This window comes from Gordonia sp. C13, from assembly GCF_023218005.1.
Taxonomy (GTDB): Bacteria; Actinomycetota; Actinomycetes; order Mycobacteriales; family Mycobacteriaceae; genus Gordonia; species Gordonia namibiensis.
The window spans coordinates 1-16,256 of the sequence record NZ_JALPSY010000021.1 but is presented as its reverse complement, the minus strand read 5'-3'; the positions used below and the strand labels follow the sequence as shown (position 1 = coordinate 16,256).

The 16,256-nt window shown below is 66.9% G+C and carries 17 protein-coding genes; 7 read left to right on the top strand and 10 right to left on the bottom strand.

Features of this window, described 5'->3' with window-relative positions:
- Positions 1-39: 39 nt before the first annotated feature.
- The 4 genes from M1L58_RS16015 to M1L58_RS16000 form a co-directional block, all read right to left on the bottom strand.
- A complete protein-coding gene (locus M1L58_RS16015) occupies positions 40-810 on the bottom strand; it encodes a DUF6928 family protein (protein WP_248659650.1) in 771 nt (256 codons plus the stop codon).
- Positions 811-813: 3 nt separating this feature from the next.
- Positions 814-1,881 carry a septation protein SepH gene (sepH, locus tag M1L58_RS16010; RefSeq protein WP_248659690.1) on the bottom strand — a complete coding sequence of 356 codons (1,068 nt, stop codon included), beginning with the start codon at positions 1,879-1,881 and terminating at the stop codon, positions 814-816.
- A gap of 232 nt (positions 1,882-2,113) precedes the next feature.
- The gene (gene serC / locus M1L58_RS16005) at positions 2,114-3,259 is read right to left on the bottom strand and encodes a phosphoserine transaminase (protein ID WP_006868361.1); all 1,146 of its coding nucleotides are present in this window, start codon (positions 3,257-3,259) and stop codon (positions 2,114-2,116) included.
- A 243-nt stretch (positions 3,260-3,502) separates the two neighbouring features.
- Positions 3,503-4,630, bottom strand: a complete 1,128-nt coding sequence (locus M1L58_RS16000; protein ID WP_154884663.1) for a citrate synthase 2 — start codon at positions 4,628-4,630, stop codon at positions 3,503-3,505.
- 166 nt (positions 4,631-4,796) lie between these two features.
- Here M1L58_RS16000 and pdxH point away from each other — a divergent pair, with 166 nt between their 5' ends.
- From pdxH to M1L58_RS15985, 3 genes are all read left to right on the top strand, one after another.
- Positions 4,797-5,492, top strand: a complete 696-nt coding sequence (gene pdxH / locus M1L58_RS15995; protein ID WP_282578788.1) for a pyridoxamine 5'-phosphate oxidase — start codon at positions 4,797-4,799, stop codon at positions 5,490-5,492.
- Positions 5,493-5,581: 89 nt separating this feature from the next.
- A complete protein-coding gene (locus M1L58_RS15990) occupies positions 5,582-6,850 on the top strand; it encodes an MFS transporter (RefSeq protein ID WP_248659649.1) in 1,269 nt (422 codons plus the stop codon).
- Between the two features lie 44 nt (positions 6,851-6,894).
- Positions 6,895-7,968, top strand: a complete 1,074-nt coding sequence (locus M1L58_RS15985) for an isopenicillin N synthase family dioxygenase (RefSeq protein WP_248659648.1) — start codon at positions 6,895-6,897, stop codon at positions 7,966-7,968.
- A 104-nt stretch (positions 7,969-8,072) separates the two neighbouring features.
- On the opposite strand, the gene M1L58_RS15980 is transcribed toward M1L58_RS15985, so the two are convergent.
- The 6 genes from M1L58_RS15980 to M1L58_RS15955 all read right to left on the bottom strand — a co-directional run bounded on the left by M1L58_RS15980 (position 8,073) and on the right by M1L58_RS15955 (position 11,810).
- Positions 8,073-9,194, bottom strand: a complete 1,122-nt coding sequence (locus M1L58_RS15980; RefSeq protein WP_248659647.1) for an oxygenase MpaB family protein — start codon at positions 9,192-9,194, stop codon at positions 8,073-8,075.
- 45 nt (positions 9,195-9,239) lie between these two features.
- Positions 9,240-9,509, bottom strand: a complete 270-nt coding sequence (locus tag M1L58_RS15975) for a DUF4235 domain-containing protein (protein ID WP_006868367.1) — start codon at positions 9,507-9,509, stop codon at positions 9,240-9,242.
- A 24-nt stretch (positions 9,510-9,533) separates the two neighbouring features.
- Entirely contained in the window at positions 9,534-9,791 is a 258-nt protein-coding gene (locus M1L58_RS15970; RefSeq protein ID WP_248659646.1) for a DUF3618 domain-containing protein, read from the bottom strand.
- The gene (locus M1L58_RS15965) at positions 9,792-10,187 is read right to left on the bottom strand and encodes a phage holin family protein (protein WP_006868369.1); all 396 of its coding nucleotides are present in this window, start codon (positions 10,185-10,187) and stop codon (positions 9,792-9,794) included.
- A gap of 85 nt (positions 10,188-10,272) precedes the next feature.
- Positions 10,273-11,145, bottom strand: coding sequence for a biotin-dependent carboxyltransferase family protein (locus M1L58_RS15960; protein WP_248659645.1), 873 nt, complete (start codon positions 11,143-11,145; stop codon positions 10,273-10,275).
- On the bottom strand, positions 11,142-11,810 hold the full coding sequence (locus M1L58_RS15955) for a 5-oxoprolinase subunit B family protein (protein ID WP_248659644.1): 669 nt from the start codon (positions 11,808-11,810) through the stop codon (positions 11,142-11,144). The genes M1L58_RS15960 and M1L58_RS15955 overlap by 4 nt, the downstream gene beginning before the upstream one ends.
- Positions 11,811-11,850: 40 nt before the next feature.
- Here M1L58_RS15955 and M1L58_RS15950 point away from each other — a divergent pair, with 40 nt between their 5' ends.
- The 4 genes from M1L58_RS15950 (at position 11,851) to M1L58_RS15935 (ending at position 15,915) form a co-directional block, all read left to right on the top strand.
- Positions 11,851-12,789 (top strand): carbohydrate kinase family protein, encoded by a 939-nt coding sequence (locus M1L58_RS15950; protein ID WP_248659643.1) that lies wholly within the window; start codon positions 11,851-11,853, stop codon positions 12,787-12,789.
- 61 nt (positions 12,790-12,850) lie between these two features.
- Positions 12,851-14,173 carry a citrate synthase gene (locus M1L58_RS15945; RefSeq protein WP_006868373.1) on the top strand — a complete coding sequence of 441 codons (1,323 nt, stop codon included), beginning with the start codon at positions 12,851-12,853 and terminating at the stop codon, positions 14,171-14,173.
- A 72-nt stretch (positions 14,174-14,245) separates the two neighbouring features.
- On the top strand, positions 14,246-14,614 hold the full coding sequence (locus M1L58_RS15940; RefSeq protein WP_005198205.1) for an FKBP-type peptidyl-prolyl cis-trans isomerase: 369 nt from the start codon (positions 14,246-14,248) through the stop codon (positions 14,612-14,614).
- A gap of 14 nt (positions 14,615-14,628) precedes the next feature.
- Positions 14,629-15,915: a cryptochrome/photolyase family protein gene (locus M1L58_RS15935; RefSeq protein ID WP_248659642.1), complete on the top strand. Its 1,287-nt coding sequence runs from the start codon at positions 14,629-14,631 to the stop codon at positions 15,913-15,915.
- The last annotated feature ends 341 nt before the right edge of the window (positions 15,916-16,256 follow it).

The window sequence follows — 16,256 nt, the reverse complement described above, 5'->3', positions numbered from 1 at the left end:
GTCAGGGAGCGTGGGGGGTGACCGGCGATCGTCCTCGACCTAGAACCCGAAGTACTCCCGGAACCGTCCGCGCTTGCGGGGCGTGTCCTCGGGCGCGCTGCGTTCCGAGCCGCGCGCGGCGGTGGCTCTTCGATAGTTTTCGAAATCGTCGGCGGTCGGCTCGTATTCGGCGGGATGAAGTGCGAAGCAGGTGACGGTGATGTCCGCCGGGTCGAGGTCCGTCGGCGCGAGGGGATGGGTGTAGCGAAACCCGAGCCAGGACCGGTTGGCCTCCTCGGCGACCTGCGCCGGATGGAAGGGGAGTGCCATACCTTGGTTCGGCACGCCGTCAGCGTAGGTGAGCGGGAACTCGCCGCCCCAGAACGGCTTCTCGAAGGTGAACGGGAGGCCCTCGTCCTCGTGGATGGTCACGGGGTCGGCGGAGAACGAACGTCGGAGTGAGCCCGACTCCCATCGTGCGAATGCACCGAACGACGTCTCGGGTTCGGTGTAGAGCAACGTCGTGACACTGCTCGGTCGGATCGCGGTCAGCGTTCGGGTCAGCATCGAGGGAGTCGCCGTCTCGAACAGTGAGCATGAGATCACGGCGAGCGAGCCGTAGAACCCGGCGTAGACGTGGTGATCCTTCGCGGCAGCAGCAGTCGCGAGGTCGGTGTCGACGAGCGGCACGAGCACGCTGTCGCCGTAAATCTTCGACGCGAGTTGCTGGGCGTGCTGATGGTCGTGCCGTGGTGCGCGCACGACGGTTCGGAGGTCGTCGGCCGGGTCAGGGGAGTCGATGAACCAGACGGTGGCGGCACGTGCCGACATCGATCAGCTGTTCCCGTTGCTACGTACGCCGAGCAGGACGTCCTCCCAGGCGGGCACGGCGGGCTTGCGGGCCTTCTTCTTGCGCGGACGGTCGGCGTGGGCCGGTCCTGGTTCGCGGGTCGCCGACGAATCAGAAGTGCCGTGCTGGGCGGCCGCCGGCTCGTCGTCGGCTTCGGCGGTCTCCCGGACTGCGGGTTCGGCGGGCTCCTCGTCGTCGACGACGGGGGCGGCTTCGACGGGTGCCTGTTCGACGGGAGCGGAGATCGGGGTGACCGGAGCCGGCGCAGTGTGCTCGTCGGTCTCGTCATCGCCGAACCCGAAATCGAGTGGGACGGTGCCGTGGTCGTCGTCCGCAGTGCGACGTTCCTGCCGCGCACGTTGCGCACCGATGAGGGAGTTGGCGTCGATGGTGACTTCCTCACGCCCGGTGGATGTCGTCTCGACGGCGACCTCCGGGGCGGCGACCGGAGTGAGTCGACGCCGCGGCGCGATGGTCTCGGGGTGGGTCAGTTCGTCGGCGAGGTCGTCGAGCGGGTCGACGGTGCCGCCGTGGGTGCCGGGCTGGTATCGCCAGTGCGCGAGGTTGTCGGTGCGTCCGACGCTCCAGGCGACCTGCACGACCCAGTAGCCGCCGTCGTCCTTCCAGGCGTCCCAGTCGGCGTCCGCCGGGTTGTGCCCGTACGCGACGAGACCTTCTGCCACGGATTCGGCGAGAGTCGCGACGGCCGGGCCGTCATGCCGGATCGGGTGGGCCGCTCCGGCGAGCTCGGTGGCGCGGCTGCGCTCGAGGAGCACCGGGTGGGCGAATCGTTCGATCTTGTCGACACCCACCCCGGCCGCGGCGGCGACCTCGGCGACGGAGGCACCCGCGCGGATGCGTGCCTGGATCTCTCGTGGCCTCAATGCACTTTCCATCTCGATCTCGATCTGTCCCAGCCTGGTGATGTCGCCGCGGGCCGCGGCGCGAAGGCGTTCGTCGGAGGCGATCCGGAATTTCTCACCCGATTGAGGGTCTTGGCAGATGACGTGGGAACCATCGGTTTCCACTCCGACGACGCGGAGCTCACGCATCTGCTCCTCCTCCGGTGGGTTCATGCATTGGGGTCACATTAACTCACCGATCTGCCGATTCACTGTGGGACACGCGGTAAAACCGCAGTTCAGAACGCGTGGGGCCGTTGCGACACCAGCGATGGGTGCGTCGTATGTGGTCTGTGGTGTCCAGGCTACCCGTCCGCCTGAACGCGACCGGCGCGTCGACCCGAGGGTGCGACGCGCCGGTGACGGACGGTTCTGGCCGAGCTCAGAGGCGCTCGACAATGTAGTCGATGCAGTTGGTGAGCTTGGTGATGTCCTCGGGATCGATGGCCGGGAACATGCCGATACGCAGCTGGTTGCGGCCCAGCTTGCGGTACGGCTCGGTGTCGACGACACCGTTGGCACGCAGGGTCTTGGCAACCGCCGCGGCGTCGACGTCGTCGTTGAAGTCGATGGTGCCGACAACCTGGCTGCGGTTGGCTGCCTCAGCGACGAACGGCGTCGCGTACTCGCTGGCTTCGGCCCACTGGTACAGACGCGAGCTCGAGTCGGCGGTGCGCGAGACACACCAGTCGAGGCCGCCGTTGTTGTTCATCCACTCGATCTGGTTGGCGAACAGCAGCAACGAGCCGACGGCCGGGGTGTTGTAGGTCTGGTTCTTGCTGCTGTTGTCGACGGCGGTCGGCAGCGACAGGAACTCCGGGCACCAGCGGTCGGTCTCGGCGATCTCGGCGACGCGGGCGAGTGCGCGCGGGCTCATCAGGGCGACCCACAGGCCGCCGTCCGAGGCAAAGCACTTCTGCGGCGCGAAGTAGTAGACGTCGGAGTCGGCGACGTTGACGGGCAGGCCGCCTGCACCGGAGGTGGCGTCGATGGCGATGAGTGCGTCGTCGGAGCCGGCGGGGCGAACGACCGGTACGGACACACCGGTCGAGGTCTCGTTGTGGGCCCAGCCGATGAGGTCGACGCCGCCGAAGTCGTCAGCGGTCAGCGCGGCCGGGTCGGGGGCGGTACCGGGGTCGGTGGAGATGACCGCGGGCGAGTCCAGGAACGGTGCCTTCTTGGCGACGGTCGCGAACTTCGACGAGAACTCGCCGTAGGTGAGGTGGAGCGAACGCTGCTTGATCAGACCGAACGCGGCGGCATCCCAGAAGGCGGTGGTGCCGCCGTTGGACAGGACGACCTCGTAGCCATCGGGCAACGAGAACAGGTTGGCCAGACCCTCACGGATCGAGCCGACCACGTTCTTGACCGGAGCCTGACGGTGGCTGGTGCCGAACACCGATGCGCCGGTGTCGACGAGGGACTGCAACTGCTCGGGGCGCACCTTCGACGGTCCGCAACCGAAGCGGCCGTCCGACGGCAGCAGGTCGGCGGGCAGGGTGATGGGTGCGGTTGCGGAATCGCTCATGGCAGCAATTCTAGGGTTGTGGCGGACGCCACTTCCCGGCCACCTCGGCTTACGCGCTACCGAGCGCTCCCGGAATCGGCATTTCGGACTATCGCGGCGGGCCTTCCCGAGAATCGCGACTCGAGCCCAGAACGCCTTTCATCCGGGTTGGCCGGCCATGCAGCACAGCGGCTGACTGATGGCTCACCACGCCGCGCCAGACCCTGGTCAGGGGCCAGTCTGCTTGGATTCTGCGGCGCCGCGCTACAGCCCCGGCTTCACCAGGTCACCCCAGCCGGCGACGTCCTCGGGACGGCGGGGTGCGGCGCCGGTGTAGATCGCCGCGGGGCGGACGAGCTTGCCGAGGCGCTTCTGCTCCAGGATGTGGGCACACCAGCCGGCGGTGCGTCCGCAGGTGAACATGGCGGGCATCATGTGCGGCGGGACCTCGGCGAAGTCGAGGATGACGGCCGCCCAGAATTCGACATTGGTCTCGATCGCACGGTCGGGGCGTCGTTCACGGAGCTCGGTGAGTGCGGCCTGCTCGAGCGCGGCGGCCACCTCGAAGCGCGGTACCCCGAGTTCCTGGGCGGTGCGTCGGAGCACCCGGGCGCGGGGATCTTCGGCGCGGTACACGCGGTGTCCGAAGCCCATCAGCTTCTCTTTGCGGTCGAGAATGCCCTTCACCAATCCTCGTGCGTCGCCGGTGTTCTCGACCTCTTCGATCATCGGCAGCACGCGCGCGGGGGCGCCACCGTGAAGCGGTCCGGACATCGCGCCGATCGCTCCCGACAGCGACGCCGCGACGTCGGCGCCGGTGGAGGCGATGACCCGCGCGGTGAAGGTCGACGCATTCATGCCGTGCTCGGCGGCGCTGACCCAATACGCGTCGATGGCGGCGACGTGCTTGGGATCCGGGTCGCCCTTCCATCGGGTCATGAACCGCTCGGTGACGGTGGAACATTCGTCGATGACGTGCTGCGGGACCGCGGGCTGGTGGATTCCGCGCGCTGATTGCGCCACATACGACAGCGCCATCACCGAAGCGCGGGCCAGGTTCTCGCGCGCGGTCTCGTCGTCGATGTCGAGGAGCGGCTCGTAACCCCAGATCGGGGCGAGCATCGCAAGTGCGGCCTGCACGTCGACGCGCACGTCGCCGGTGTGGATGGGCAGCGGGAACGGTTCGGCCGGGGGCAGTCCGTCGCCGAACTTGCCGTCGACGAGGAGAGCCCACACATCGGCGAAGGTCACCTTGTTCTCGACGAGATCCTCGATGTCGACGCCGCGATAACGCAGGTTGCCGCCGTTCTTGTCGGGTTCGGCGATCTCGGTGGTGAATGCCACCACGCCTTCGAGACCTGGGACGAAATCCTCGGGAACCGCGTTGGCCATGACAACCACCTCACTCGAGACAACTGTGTCCTGAAATCACGTGCGTCGATCCAGATCGAACTGTAGATGAGCACGACGCCCTGCGTGTACCAGGGAGTAACGATGTCGTCGGAGTAAATTCAGGCGAGTGTTGGAGAAACCGCTCGATTCGATCGATCTGCCGAACATGCGCGTCGGCTACGGCGGAGGTATTCCGCCCAATATCGGAGAGGGCGATCGTGCGGCGGGAGCAGACGGAATTCGCGAGAACCTCGACCCCAGCTGGCTACGCGGCGATCCGCCGTGGCTCGACCTGTTCAGCGTCTGGCTGAAGGAAGCGCTCGAAGCCCGGATCGCCGAGCCCAACGCGATGGTCCTCGGGACCGCCGACGCCGACGGCCGGCCCTCGACCCGCACCGTGTTGTGCAAGGGTGTCGACGCCAACGGGGTGGTCTTCTTCTCCGGCTACGAGTCCGACAAGGGTCGGCACCTGGCCGCCAACCCCTACGCGTCGGTGACGTTCCCGTGGATCGCGCTGGAACGTCAGGTTCATTTCCGCGGGCCTGTCGCGCACGTCAGCGCCGAGGAGACACAGGCCTACTGGGAGCTCCGACCCCGCGGCTCGCAGTTGTCGGCCGCCGCGTCGGATCAGTCCCGGCCGATCGGCAGCCGGCTCGAACTCGAGCAGAAGGCCGCAGATCTGGCCGACCGCTACGGCGGATTCGACGCCGGCGACGAGATCCCCGTCCCCTCGGACTGGGGTGGCTACCGCATCGACCCGGTTGAGGTCGAGTTCTGGCAGGGCCGCGCCAACCGTCTCCACAACCGGGTGCGGCTCACCCACGTCGACCACGAATGGCACATCGAGCGGTTGCAGCCCTGAGACGGGACCACCCGTGATCGGCGGGGATGTGTAGCGGTCCTGACGGACCGGACGGAGGTCACACCTGCTGGCCTCCTAGCATCGTGGGAATGTCACGGCTCCTCGCAGACACGACGCCCCTGCGGAACCAGTACTTCCGGCGTCTGTGGATCGCGAACATCGTCACCGTCATCGGGGCCCAGCTCACGATCATCGCGGTGCCCGCGCAGATCTACGAGATCACCGGTAGCTCCGCATATGTCGGTCTGACAGGTGTGTTCGGTCTCGTCCCGCTCGTCGTCTTCGGACTGTGGGGCGGCGCACTGGCCGACGTCGTCGACCGTCGGACTCTGCTGATCGTCAGCACGATCGGCCTCATCGTCTGCAGCGCGCTGTTCTGGGCGCAGGCCGCGGCCGGCGGCGACAACGTGTGGATCCTGCTGTTGCTCTTCGCCGTTCAGCAGGCGTTCTTCGCGATCAACCAGCCGACACGGACCGCGGTCCTGCCCCGACTCATCGACGCGAAAGACCTGCCCGCGGCGTTGTCGCTGAACATGACGGTCATGCAGGCGGGCGCGATCGCCGGACCGCTCGTCGGTGGCGCGCTGATCCCGATCCTCGGCTACTCGTGGCTCTATTTCGCCGACACCCTGTTCCTGCTGCCGACACTCATCGCGGTCGTGATGTTGCCGTCGCTGCGGCCCGAGAGCGACGCTGCGCCGAAGGTCGCGGGCCTGCGATCGGTGATCGAAGGTCTCCGCTACCTGACCGGCCACAAGATCCTGATGGCGTCGTTCCTCGTGGACCTCATCGCGATGATCTTCGGCATGCCACGGGCGCTCTTCCCGCAGATGGCGCACGAGAACTTCGGCGGACCGGAGGGCGGCGGCATCGCCTTCGCCCTGCTGTTCACGGCGATCTCGGCGGGTGCCGTGGTCGGCGGCATCTTCTCGGGCTGGGTCACACGCGTCGAACGGCAGGGCCTGGCCGTGATCGTGTGCATCATCATCTGGGGTCTGGCGATCACCGGCACGGGCATCGCGGTCTCCTTCGCCGACGGTGCGGCGATGCCGATGCTCGTCGTCGCGGTGGTCCTGCTGATGATCGGCGGTGCCGCCGACATGGCCTCGGCCGCTTTCCGGCAGACCATCCTGCTCGAGGCCGCGAACGACGAGGTGCGCGGACGCCTGCAGGGCGTGTTCATCGTGGTGGTCGCCGGCGGGCCGCGAATCGCCGACGTCGCGCACGGTACCGCGGCGGCATCGATCGGCGTCGCAGCGGCGACAGCGTTCGGTGGCGTCGCCGTGGTGATCGCGACGATCATCGCCGCGCTGCTCATCCCGGCCTTCGTCCAGTACCGGGCAGGTCAGCGCACCTGACCCATTCGTCGTCTGGCCAGCGGTTTTGACGTTTCGGTGTCACCATGGACGCCATGACCGCCGCCACCGAGGGTTTTCAGGTGCCGATCATCGACATCTCGCCCTACATCCGCAACGGTGATCCCGCCGATCGGGCCGTCGTCGCGGCCAAGGTCGACGACGCCGCCAGTTCGGTGGGGTTCATGCAGATCGTCGGCCATGAGATCCCGCCTGCGGTCATCGAGGAATTCACCGCGGTCATGGACGATTTCTTCGCGCTGCCACTCGAGGTGAAGAAGGCCTATCGCACCCCGCCGGATATCAACCGCGGTTATGCGCCACCGAAATCGGAGTCGTTGTCGCTGTCGTTGGGTGTCGAGCAGGCGGGCCGGATGAACGACTTCTTCGAGGCGTTCAACGTCGGCGTCGAAGCGCGCGAATACCCCGACCTCGCTCTTCCCGAGGACCACTACGCAGCGAACACGTGGCCGGCGGTCGACCATTTCAAGGCGGCGGTGTCGGCGTACTTCGTCGAGGCACGACGCGTCGCGCACACCCTGACCCGAATCTTCGCCGACGCCCTCGACCTCCCCGCCGATTTCTTCGAGGGCTTCACCGATCACTCGCTCGACGTTCTGCGCATGAACAACTACGCCCTTCCGCCCGGCGAGATCGATCTCGACGGCGAGCTGACGGGCATGGGGGAGCACACCGACTACGGCATCGTCACGGTGTTGTGGGCGGATCAGGTGAAAGGTCTGCAGGTCCTCGACCGCCAGGGTCGATGGCACGACGTCAGCCCCGAAGACGGTGCACTGCTGATCAATCTCGGTGACCTGATGGCCCGCTGGACCAACGAGCGGTGGATGTCGACGCTGCACCGGGTGAAACCGCCGATCGTCGACGGCGCGATCGAGCGCCGACGCTCCGCCGCCTACTTCCACGACGGCAACATCGACGCGATGATCGCGACCCTGCCGTCGTGTGTCGGTGCGGGAAGCCGGTACTCGCCGATCACGGTGGGGGAGCACATCGGCGCGAAACTCGCCGGCTCACGGGCCGGGCGGCCGAACCCCTACGCCCAGCGCGAGGCCGAACGGGTACGCCATGCGATGCGTCGAGGCTTGGGACAGCAGTAGGCCACACGAAGAGTTTCGCTCACTCCATCGTTCTCGCTCACGCCGAAAGTGTGAGCGCCTACGGAAATCGTGAGCGCGCCGCGCGCGGCAGAGTTCCCCGGGATCTAGTCCGCGGTCAACACCGCCGGATACGTCGCTCGACGAGCGGCGGTCACCGGGCAGTAGTGCATCGGATTGTCGCGTTGATCGAGCGGCGGCAGGTTGCGCTTGGGTGTGTGCACGATGGGCGCGTCCTTCGCGACCTTGCCGTTGACGCGGTCCCAGGCGTCGCGCGGGCGCGGGTGGCGCAGGAAGCGCTTCGGCAGCATCGTGTGCATGACGAGGTTGATGCCCTTGCCCAGCAGGCGGAATCGACGCTCGTCGGCATCGGACCACTCGAGCCCGAGGATCTCGCGGATCGGCTCGTCGTAGAAGCCGGTGGTCAGCCACATGAACAGCTTCTGGTTCTGCGGGACGAGGTATTTGTCCCAGACCGACTTCGGGACGAAGCTCAGGAACGGCGGTGGCGGCAGCTGCGTGATGTCGAGGACCGTGCGCACCGAGACGTGGTCACGAAGTACGTTGCGGCACATGTAGTCCCAGTACTCGAGGAAATCATCGTAGGTCTCCGGGACGGGACGCATCGACACGCCGTACTGGGCGTACCAGGCCTTGGACTCCTCGAACAGCTGACGTTTCTGATCCTCGGTGAGGAACGGGCCGAATCGCTCGCACAGACGGACGTTGCCGTACCAGAACGTCGCATGCGCCCAGTAGAAGACGTCGGGATCGAGTGCGTGGTAACGCGATCCGTCCTCCATCGTGCCCTTGACCGTCTTGTGGTAGTCGCGCACCTCGAGCCCGGTCTTCGCGCCGGGGATGACGGAGTCGAAGACGACGCCGCTGATCGGGTAGAGCGAACGCATGAGGCGCTGCCAGCGTTCGCCGAAGAAGTCGGAGTGGTCCCAGACGGCTGCGCCCAGCTTGGGGTGCATGTTCTGGATCGAGCCGGCCCACAGTCCCTGGAACATGCCGGTCCAGGTACCCCAGATCTGCCAGGTCAGCGAGTCGGGACCGAGGGGTTCGTACTCGTGGGCGGCTTTGACCCCGGAGGCATTGATCTCGTAGCCGTCTTCCGAGAACTGGGCGCCCGAGGCCTGCCCGGCCGGGCAGTTCGCCGCGGCCGGGGCGTCCTCTGCGGTGTGAACGGGACAGGTGTTCTGTGCGTCGTTCAGTACCTCGGTCATGAGACAGAACCCTAGGTTCGTCTCAGGTGGGTGTCAACCATCGGCCTAGTCGGGGCTCTCGTGCGTGACCGCTTTGTATCCGCGCGCTCCCGCCCGGTCGACGGCCGCGCGGACCAGCCCGAAGACGAGCCCCTGCAGTGCAGCGGCTGCCAACACCTCGGTGTTGCTGCGGTCGAGGTCCTTGGGATCGGGGGCTTCGGAATCATCGGAGATCCGCTTCCAGATCTGGCCGAACACGGCGCCCGCGGCGATTCCGCCGAGCACGCTCGTCGCCAGTGAGAGCGGTTTGTAGAACGTCTTGGACACGGCACTCATGTCGTACTCCTCGTAAATCGGGGGTCAGCTGCGACGGCGTTTGACAACGATGACGGCGCCGATGGCGAGCACCGCGGCCACCGCGACGCCGATCAGCGTCGTTCGGTTCTCCTCGGCCTTCACCTTCGCGGTCTGGGCGGTCTCCGACGCAGCGGTGTTCACGCGCGCCGGGACATCGAGCTTGGCCGCCAGCGCGTCGACCGTCTCGGCGAGTTCCTCGCGCTGCTGTTCGATCGGCGGTGGGTCGCCGGCCGGTTTCCGGTCGGGTTGTGTGTCACTCATCTAGAGGTGCTCCTTCACGGTTGCGACGTCGCGCTGGACGCTCTCGGCGGTGTGCTCGGGGGCGGGCGGGACAGCTGATTTCGCACGCTTGGCGCCGATGGCCGCGGCCGCTCCGCCGATCACCAGCAACGCCACGCCGACGATCACGGCGGCAAGCCATGCAGGAACTGCGTTGGCCAGGCCCAGGACAGCGGCGGCGATCAGCGTTCCGAGACCGAAGAGCATCAACAGGGTGCCCGCGCCGGAAATCCCCGCACCGACTCCGATCCGGGTGCCCTTGCCCTTCATCTCCGCCACGGCATTCTGCAGCTCGGTCTTGACCAGGGTGGTCGTCTGACTCTGCAGGCGTTCGACGAGTTGCACGGTCGACAGGTCGTTCACAGACGGATCGCTCACGTTGGTACCTCCATTTCGGGGACGTCCACCGCGTTCCCAACGGTCAGCGGTCCCAAACGTGAGCCCTTGATGTGACCCCCCTGCGTCAGCGCCTTCGGAAGCGGACCTCCGAACCGGGGACCAGCTGGGCCGCGAGATCGACCGCGGCAGCGGACAGAACGGCCACGACGGGATAACCGCCGGTGACGGGATGGTCGGCGAGAAACAGCACGGGTCGTCCGCTCGGCGGCACCTGGACTGCGCCGTGTGCGACGCCCTCCGAACGCATTTCGCCGGCGTTCTCCCGATGCGCCAGCAGGGGATCCGACGACGTTTCGGCGCGGTCGATGCGCACGCCGACGCGGTTGCTGTCGGCCCCCACGACCCATCTCCCCGCACACAGATCCGCGGGCGCCGCCAGCAGGTCGGCGCGAGGTCCCTCGTCCACCTCGAGTACGACGACCCGCGGATGCGTGGTGTTCGACGGCGCCGACTCGACGGGCGGCCACTCGCCGGCGGCGTCACCCACCTTCACGGTCACATTCGCGGTCAGAACCGGCGGTCCCAAGCCCGACATGGTGTCGGTCGATCGAGACCCCAGGACCGGCTCGACGTCGAAACCGCCACGAACGGCGACATAGTTGCGCAGTCCCCATGTCGGCGGGTCGACGGCCAGTTCGTCACCTTCGTGCAGTACGACGGTCGCGGCGAGTCCGACGGGAACTCCGTTGTGGCGCACGGCGGTGTCGGCTCCGGTCGCCACGGCCAGCACGTCGCCTTCCGCGCGGATGCGCAGGCCGCCGAGTGTCGTCTCGATCGTGGCCGCCGATTCGTGGTTACCGACAAGACGATTGGCCAATGTCAGCGAGCCGCGATCGGCGCCGCCGGACGCGGGTACGCCGAGATGGGCGTAGCCGGGACGCCCGAGATCCTGGAAGGTCGCGAGGGGGCCGGTCGCGAGCACGGTGACGGCGGTCATCCGCGGCTGCCCGTCCCGGCGTCGACGAACCGCACGATCCGCCCGGTCGCGAACAGTGCGGGCGGGTCGGCCGTCTCGTCCCACAGGCGAACATCGGTGCGGCCCAACAACTGCCACCCGCCCGGACTCTCTTTGGGGTAGACAGCGCTGTAACCGGCGGCGATCGCCACCGCACCTTGCGGGACGCGTGTACGTGCCTCGGCGCGCCGGCCCACCGCGTCGAACGGGTGTGGTGTCGGGTCGTCGGCGACCAGATATCCGAACCCGGGCGCGAAACCCATGAACTGCACCCGCCAGCGCGTGCGGCAGTGCAGACCGATCACCTCGTCGGGCGAGATGTCCAGAGCATCAGCGACATCCGCGAGGTCCTCGCCGTTGTATCGGACGGGGATCACGATCTCGTCGGCCGACCCGGCACCGCGATCGATGCCGGGGCGTCGGCGCCGCAACGCCCGCCGCACACCCAGCTCGTCGACGCCACGACCCGGCCGAGCCTGCACCAGCAGCGTGTGCGCACTCGGCACCAGATCGGTGACCTCCGGCAACTCTCCCCGGTCCACCGCATCACGCAGGGCGACCGTCGCGTCGAGCACTGCAGCCGACGGGGACTCGTCGGCCGAGAAGTCGAGCACGACCGCGTCGGGGCCCGCCGGCAACTCACGCATGCACCGAATCTACCGCCGGGGGAATGGCAGACTGAGTGCCATGAGAGAGATCGTCGTCTGCGGCGAGGCGCTCGTCGACGTGGTGCAGGAGAAGCGGGCGTCCGGTGCGGCGCTGGCGCCGCTGCAGCCGGCGCTGGGCGGCGGGCCCTTCAACGTCGCGATCACCTTGGGACGCTTGGGGAGTGCCGTGTCATTGCTGTCGGCGGTGTCGACCGACAACTACGGCCGGGCGGTCGTCGGCGCACTGCAGGGTGCCGGTGTGGGTACGGCGATGCTGCAGCGCCGTGATGAACCGACGTCGCTGGCCCTGGCAACCATCGCCGACGACGGCTCCGCGCAGTATTCCTTCTACGTCCAGGGCACGGCGGATCGCACTGTCACCGACCCGGGTTCGCTCGCCCCGACCGTCGCGGCGGTGACCTTCGGGACCCTCTCGCTCGTGCTCGAACCGGGGGCGACCGTCTACGAGGATCTGATGCGGCGCTGCCGCACCGAAGAACGGCTCGTCGTGCTGGACCCGAACATTCGCCCGGTCGTCATCCCGGACGCCGATGCCTACCGGAGCCGTTTCCGCAGTTGGATGTTGTCGGTCGACGTCGTGAAGCTGTCGGACGAGGATGCGGCGTGGCTGAGTGAGGGTCCCTGCGGGAGCGCTGTGAAGGACTGGCTCGCCGACGGTGTCGCCGCGGTGATCACCACCGCGGGGGCGTCCGGGATCACCGTGACCACCGCCGAGGACGAGGTCACCGTGCCGGCCCGGAACGTCGACGTCGTCGACACGATCGGGGCCGGCGACAGCGTCCTGGGAGGCATCGTCCACCAGCTCGACCGACTGGGCGCGCTGGCACCGGATTCGGTTCGCTCACTGACGACCGATCAGTGGCGTGAGGTTGCCGAATTCGCAGCTCACGTCGCTGCGGTCACCGTCTCCAGGCCCGGCGCCGACCCTCCTTGGGCAAGCGAGCTGAGAAGCGACTAGTTTGTACCTGTGTGTCCTATCCGGACACTGTCAAAAACTCTGATCTGAATAAGGGGTTCGTGTGTCTGCTGAAACAGTCCCAGCCGACCAGGCGTCCGACACGGCCTCAGCGACCTTCACCTACCCCGGTGGACAGCTGGAGCTCCCGATCCTGAAGGCCACCGAGGGCACCGACTCGGTTGCACTCGGCAAGTTCCTTGCCGAGACAAATCTGACCACTTTCGACGGTGGTTTCGTGAACACCGCGTCGACCAAGTCGGCCATCACCTACATCGACGGCGACGCCGGCATCCTGCGGTACCGCGGTATCCCGATCGACCAGCTCGCGGAGAAGTCGACCTTCATCGAGGTGAGCTACCTGCTCATCTACGGCGAGCTCCCGACCCCGTCGCAGCTCGAGGACTTCACCACCAAGATCCAGAGGCACACCCTGCTGCACGAGGATCTCAAGCGTTTCTTCGACGGCTTCCCCCGCAACGCGCACCCGATGCCGGTGCTGTCGAGCGCGGTCAACGCCCTGTCGGCGTACTACCAGGATTCGCTCGATCCCAAGGACGACGAGCAGGTCGAGCTGTCGACGATCCGCCTCCTGGCGAAGCTGCCGACCATCGCCGCCTACGCCTACAAGAAGTCGGCCGGTCAGCCTTTCCTGTACCCGGACAACTCGCTGAGCCTCGTCGAGAACTTCCTGCGCATGACCTTCGGCTTCCCGGCCGAGCCCTACGAGGTCAACCCGGACGTCGCCAAGGCCCTCGACATGCTGTTCATCCTGCATGCCGATCACGAGCAGAACTGCTCGACCTCGACGGTCCGTCTCGTCGGCTCGTCGCAGGCGAACCTCTTCACCTCGATCTCCGGCGGCATCAACGCCCTCTGGGGCCCGCTGCACGGCGGCGCCAACCAGGCGGTGCTCGAGATGCTCGACGCCATCCGCGCCGACGGTGGCGACACCAAGGAGTTCATGAAGCGGGTGAAGAACAAGGAAGCCGGCGTCAAGCTGATGGGCTTCGGTCACCGCGTCTACAAGAACTACGACCCGCGCGCCGCGATCGTGAAGAAGACCGCCGACTCGATCCTCGAAACCCTCGGCGTCGAGGACGAACTCCTCGACATCGCGAAGGGCCTCGAAGAGGTCGCGCTGTCCGACGACTACTTCATCGAGCGCAAGCTCTACCCGAACGTGGACTTCTACACGGGCGTCATCTACCGTGCGATGGGCTTCCCGACGCGGATGTTCACCGTGCTGTTCGCGCTGGGTCGCCTGCCGGGCTGGATCGCCCACTGGCGTGAGATGCACGAGGACCCGACCACCAAGATCGGCCGTCCGCGTCAGCTCTACACCGGTTACACCGAGCGTGACTACGTGCAGATGGGTGATCGCTGAGCGATCGCCCCGCCGGGTCGGGCCGCGACCACCCGGAACACCGACTGACCGCCCGACTCAAAGGAGAGTCCTGTGACCAGCACTGAGAAGCCCGAAGTCGAGTTCCAGGCGGGTCCTCCGCCGGCCGACCTCACCATCACCGACCTGATCGTCGGCGACGGTGCCGAGGCCGTCCGCGGGGGCGTCGTCGATGTCCACTACGTCGGTGTCGACTACGAGACCGGCGAAGAGTTCGACTCCTCGTGGGATCGCGGCCAGTCGGCCAACTTCCCGCTGGACCGGCTGATCCCGGGCTGGCAGGAAGGCATCCCCGGCATGAAGGTCGGCGGCCGTCGCCAGCTGACCGTTCCGCCGGAGCTGGCCTACGGACCGGCCGGCGCAGGGCACCGGCTCTCGGGACGGACCCTCGTGTTCGTCATCGACCTGCTCGGAGTGGGCTGACGTCCACAAACCTGGTGTGGCTCAGACGCGACCTGCGTCTGAGCGACCTACCGGCGCTTTCCACAGCCAGAGGGACCGACGATTCGTCGCTCCTTCTGTGCTTTGTGGTGGACCCTCGGCTCGAGCAGTCGTCGGGGGAGCGTCGACTCGCATTCCTCTTCGATTCGCTCCGCGAGGTCGATGCCAAGCTCGACGGGAAACTGCTCGTCGTGCGGGGACGCCCCGACGAGGAGATCCCGCGCCTCGCGAAAGTCGTGGATGCCGAGGCCGTCCACATCTCCGCGGACTTCACCCCTTTCGGCCGACGCCGCGACGAGGCCGTCGCCGAGGCGCTCGGCGACATCCCGCTGGAGGCCACCGGTTCCCCGTATCTGGTCTCGCCCGGTCGGATCACCAAGGATGACGGTGAACCGTACAAGGTGTTCTCTCCGTACTTCCGCCGGTGGCATCAACACGGTTGGCGGAAACCGGCCGATTCCTCGGTTCCGGGTTCCGCAGTTCTCGACCCGTCGCAGGTGACGAAGTCAGCCCGGATCACGATCCCGGAGGCGCCGACGACGCTGTCCTTCCCCGCCGGCGAGGACGCCGCGTTGGCCCGATGGGCCGAATTCGTCGACGACGATCTCGCCCACTACGACACCGGCCGCAACGATCCGGCCGCCGACGTGACCAGCCGGATGTCGGCCTACCTCAAGTACGGCAACATCCACCCGCGCACGCTTGCCGCCGATCTCGCCAAAGGCGATGGGCCGCAGGCGTATCTACGCGAACTCGCCTTCCGCGACTTCTACGCAGACGTGCTCTTCCATTGGCCACACAGCTTGTGGCACAACTGGAATCGGCAATTCGACGACATCGAGCTGGACACCGACGACGACGCCTACGAACGCTTCGAGGCGTGGAAGGCCGGGCGTACCGGCTTTCCACTTGTCGACGCCGGCATGCGACAACTCGCCGAGACCGGCTGGATGCACAACCGGGTTCGCATGGTCACCGCGTCGTTCCTGGTGAAAGACCTCCACCTGCCGTGGTGGTGGGGTGCGGAGTGGTTCCTCGACCAGCTCGTCGACGGCGACATGGCGTCGAACAACCACGGATGGCAGTGGGCAGCCGGCACCGGAACCGATGCGGCGCCGTACTTCCGGGTGTTCAACCCGGAAGCGCAGGCGAAGAAGTTCGATCCCAAGGGGGAGTACGTCCGACGCTGGGTAGGGGATCTCGACGCGGACGACTACCCGGAACCGATCGTCGACCACAAAGCCGAGCGCGAGGAAGCACTTCGACGGTTCGGTGCGATCTGACCGCCCAGAAATCCCTCTGACCAGCCGATTTGTGTTGAGGGTAAAGTCTGCGTAACTTATGTCGAGTCAGCGCGCCACGGCGCCGCCCCGGCCGGCCTGAGAGGGTTTGGATGGGGAGTGGAGATCGGGCTTGCGGCTGACCGCCCCTGAACTTCTGGTTCGAGTCTTTGTGTCTCGGATGAGTGTTTGAGGGGTTTGCCAGATTCCTTCGGACTGCGGATCTTCGGGTTTGCGGGGCGGAGATTAGGTCTGGTAGGCTGGAAGAGTTGCCCCGGAGGCGGGGTGGCTTGGATGGTGTGAACCTAGTCTGCTGGTGAAAGCCCTTGTGGGGGTGTGTACCT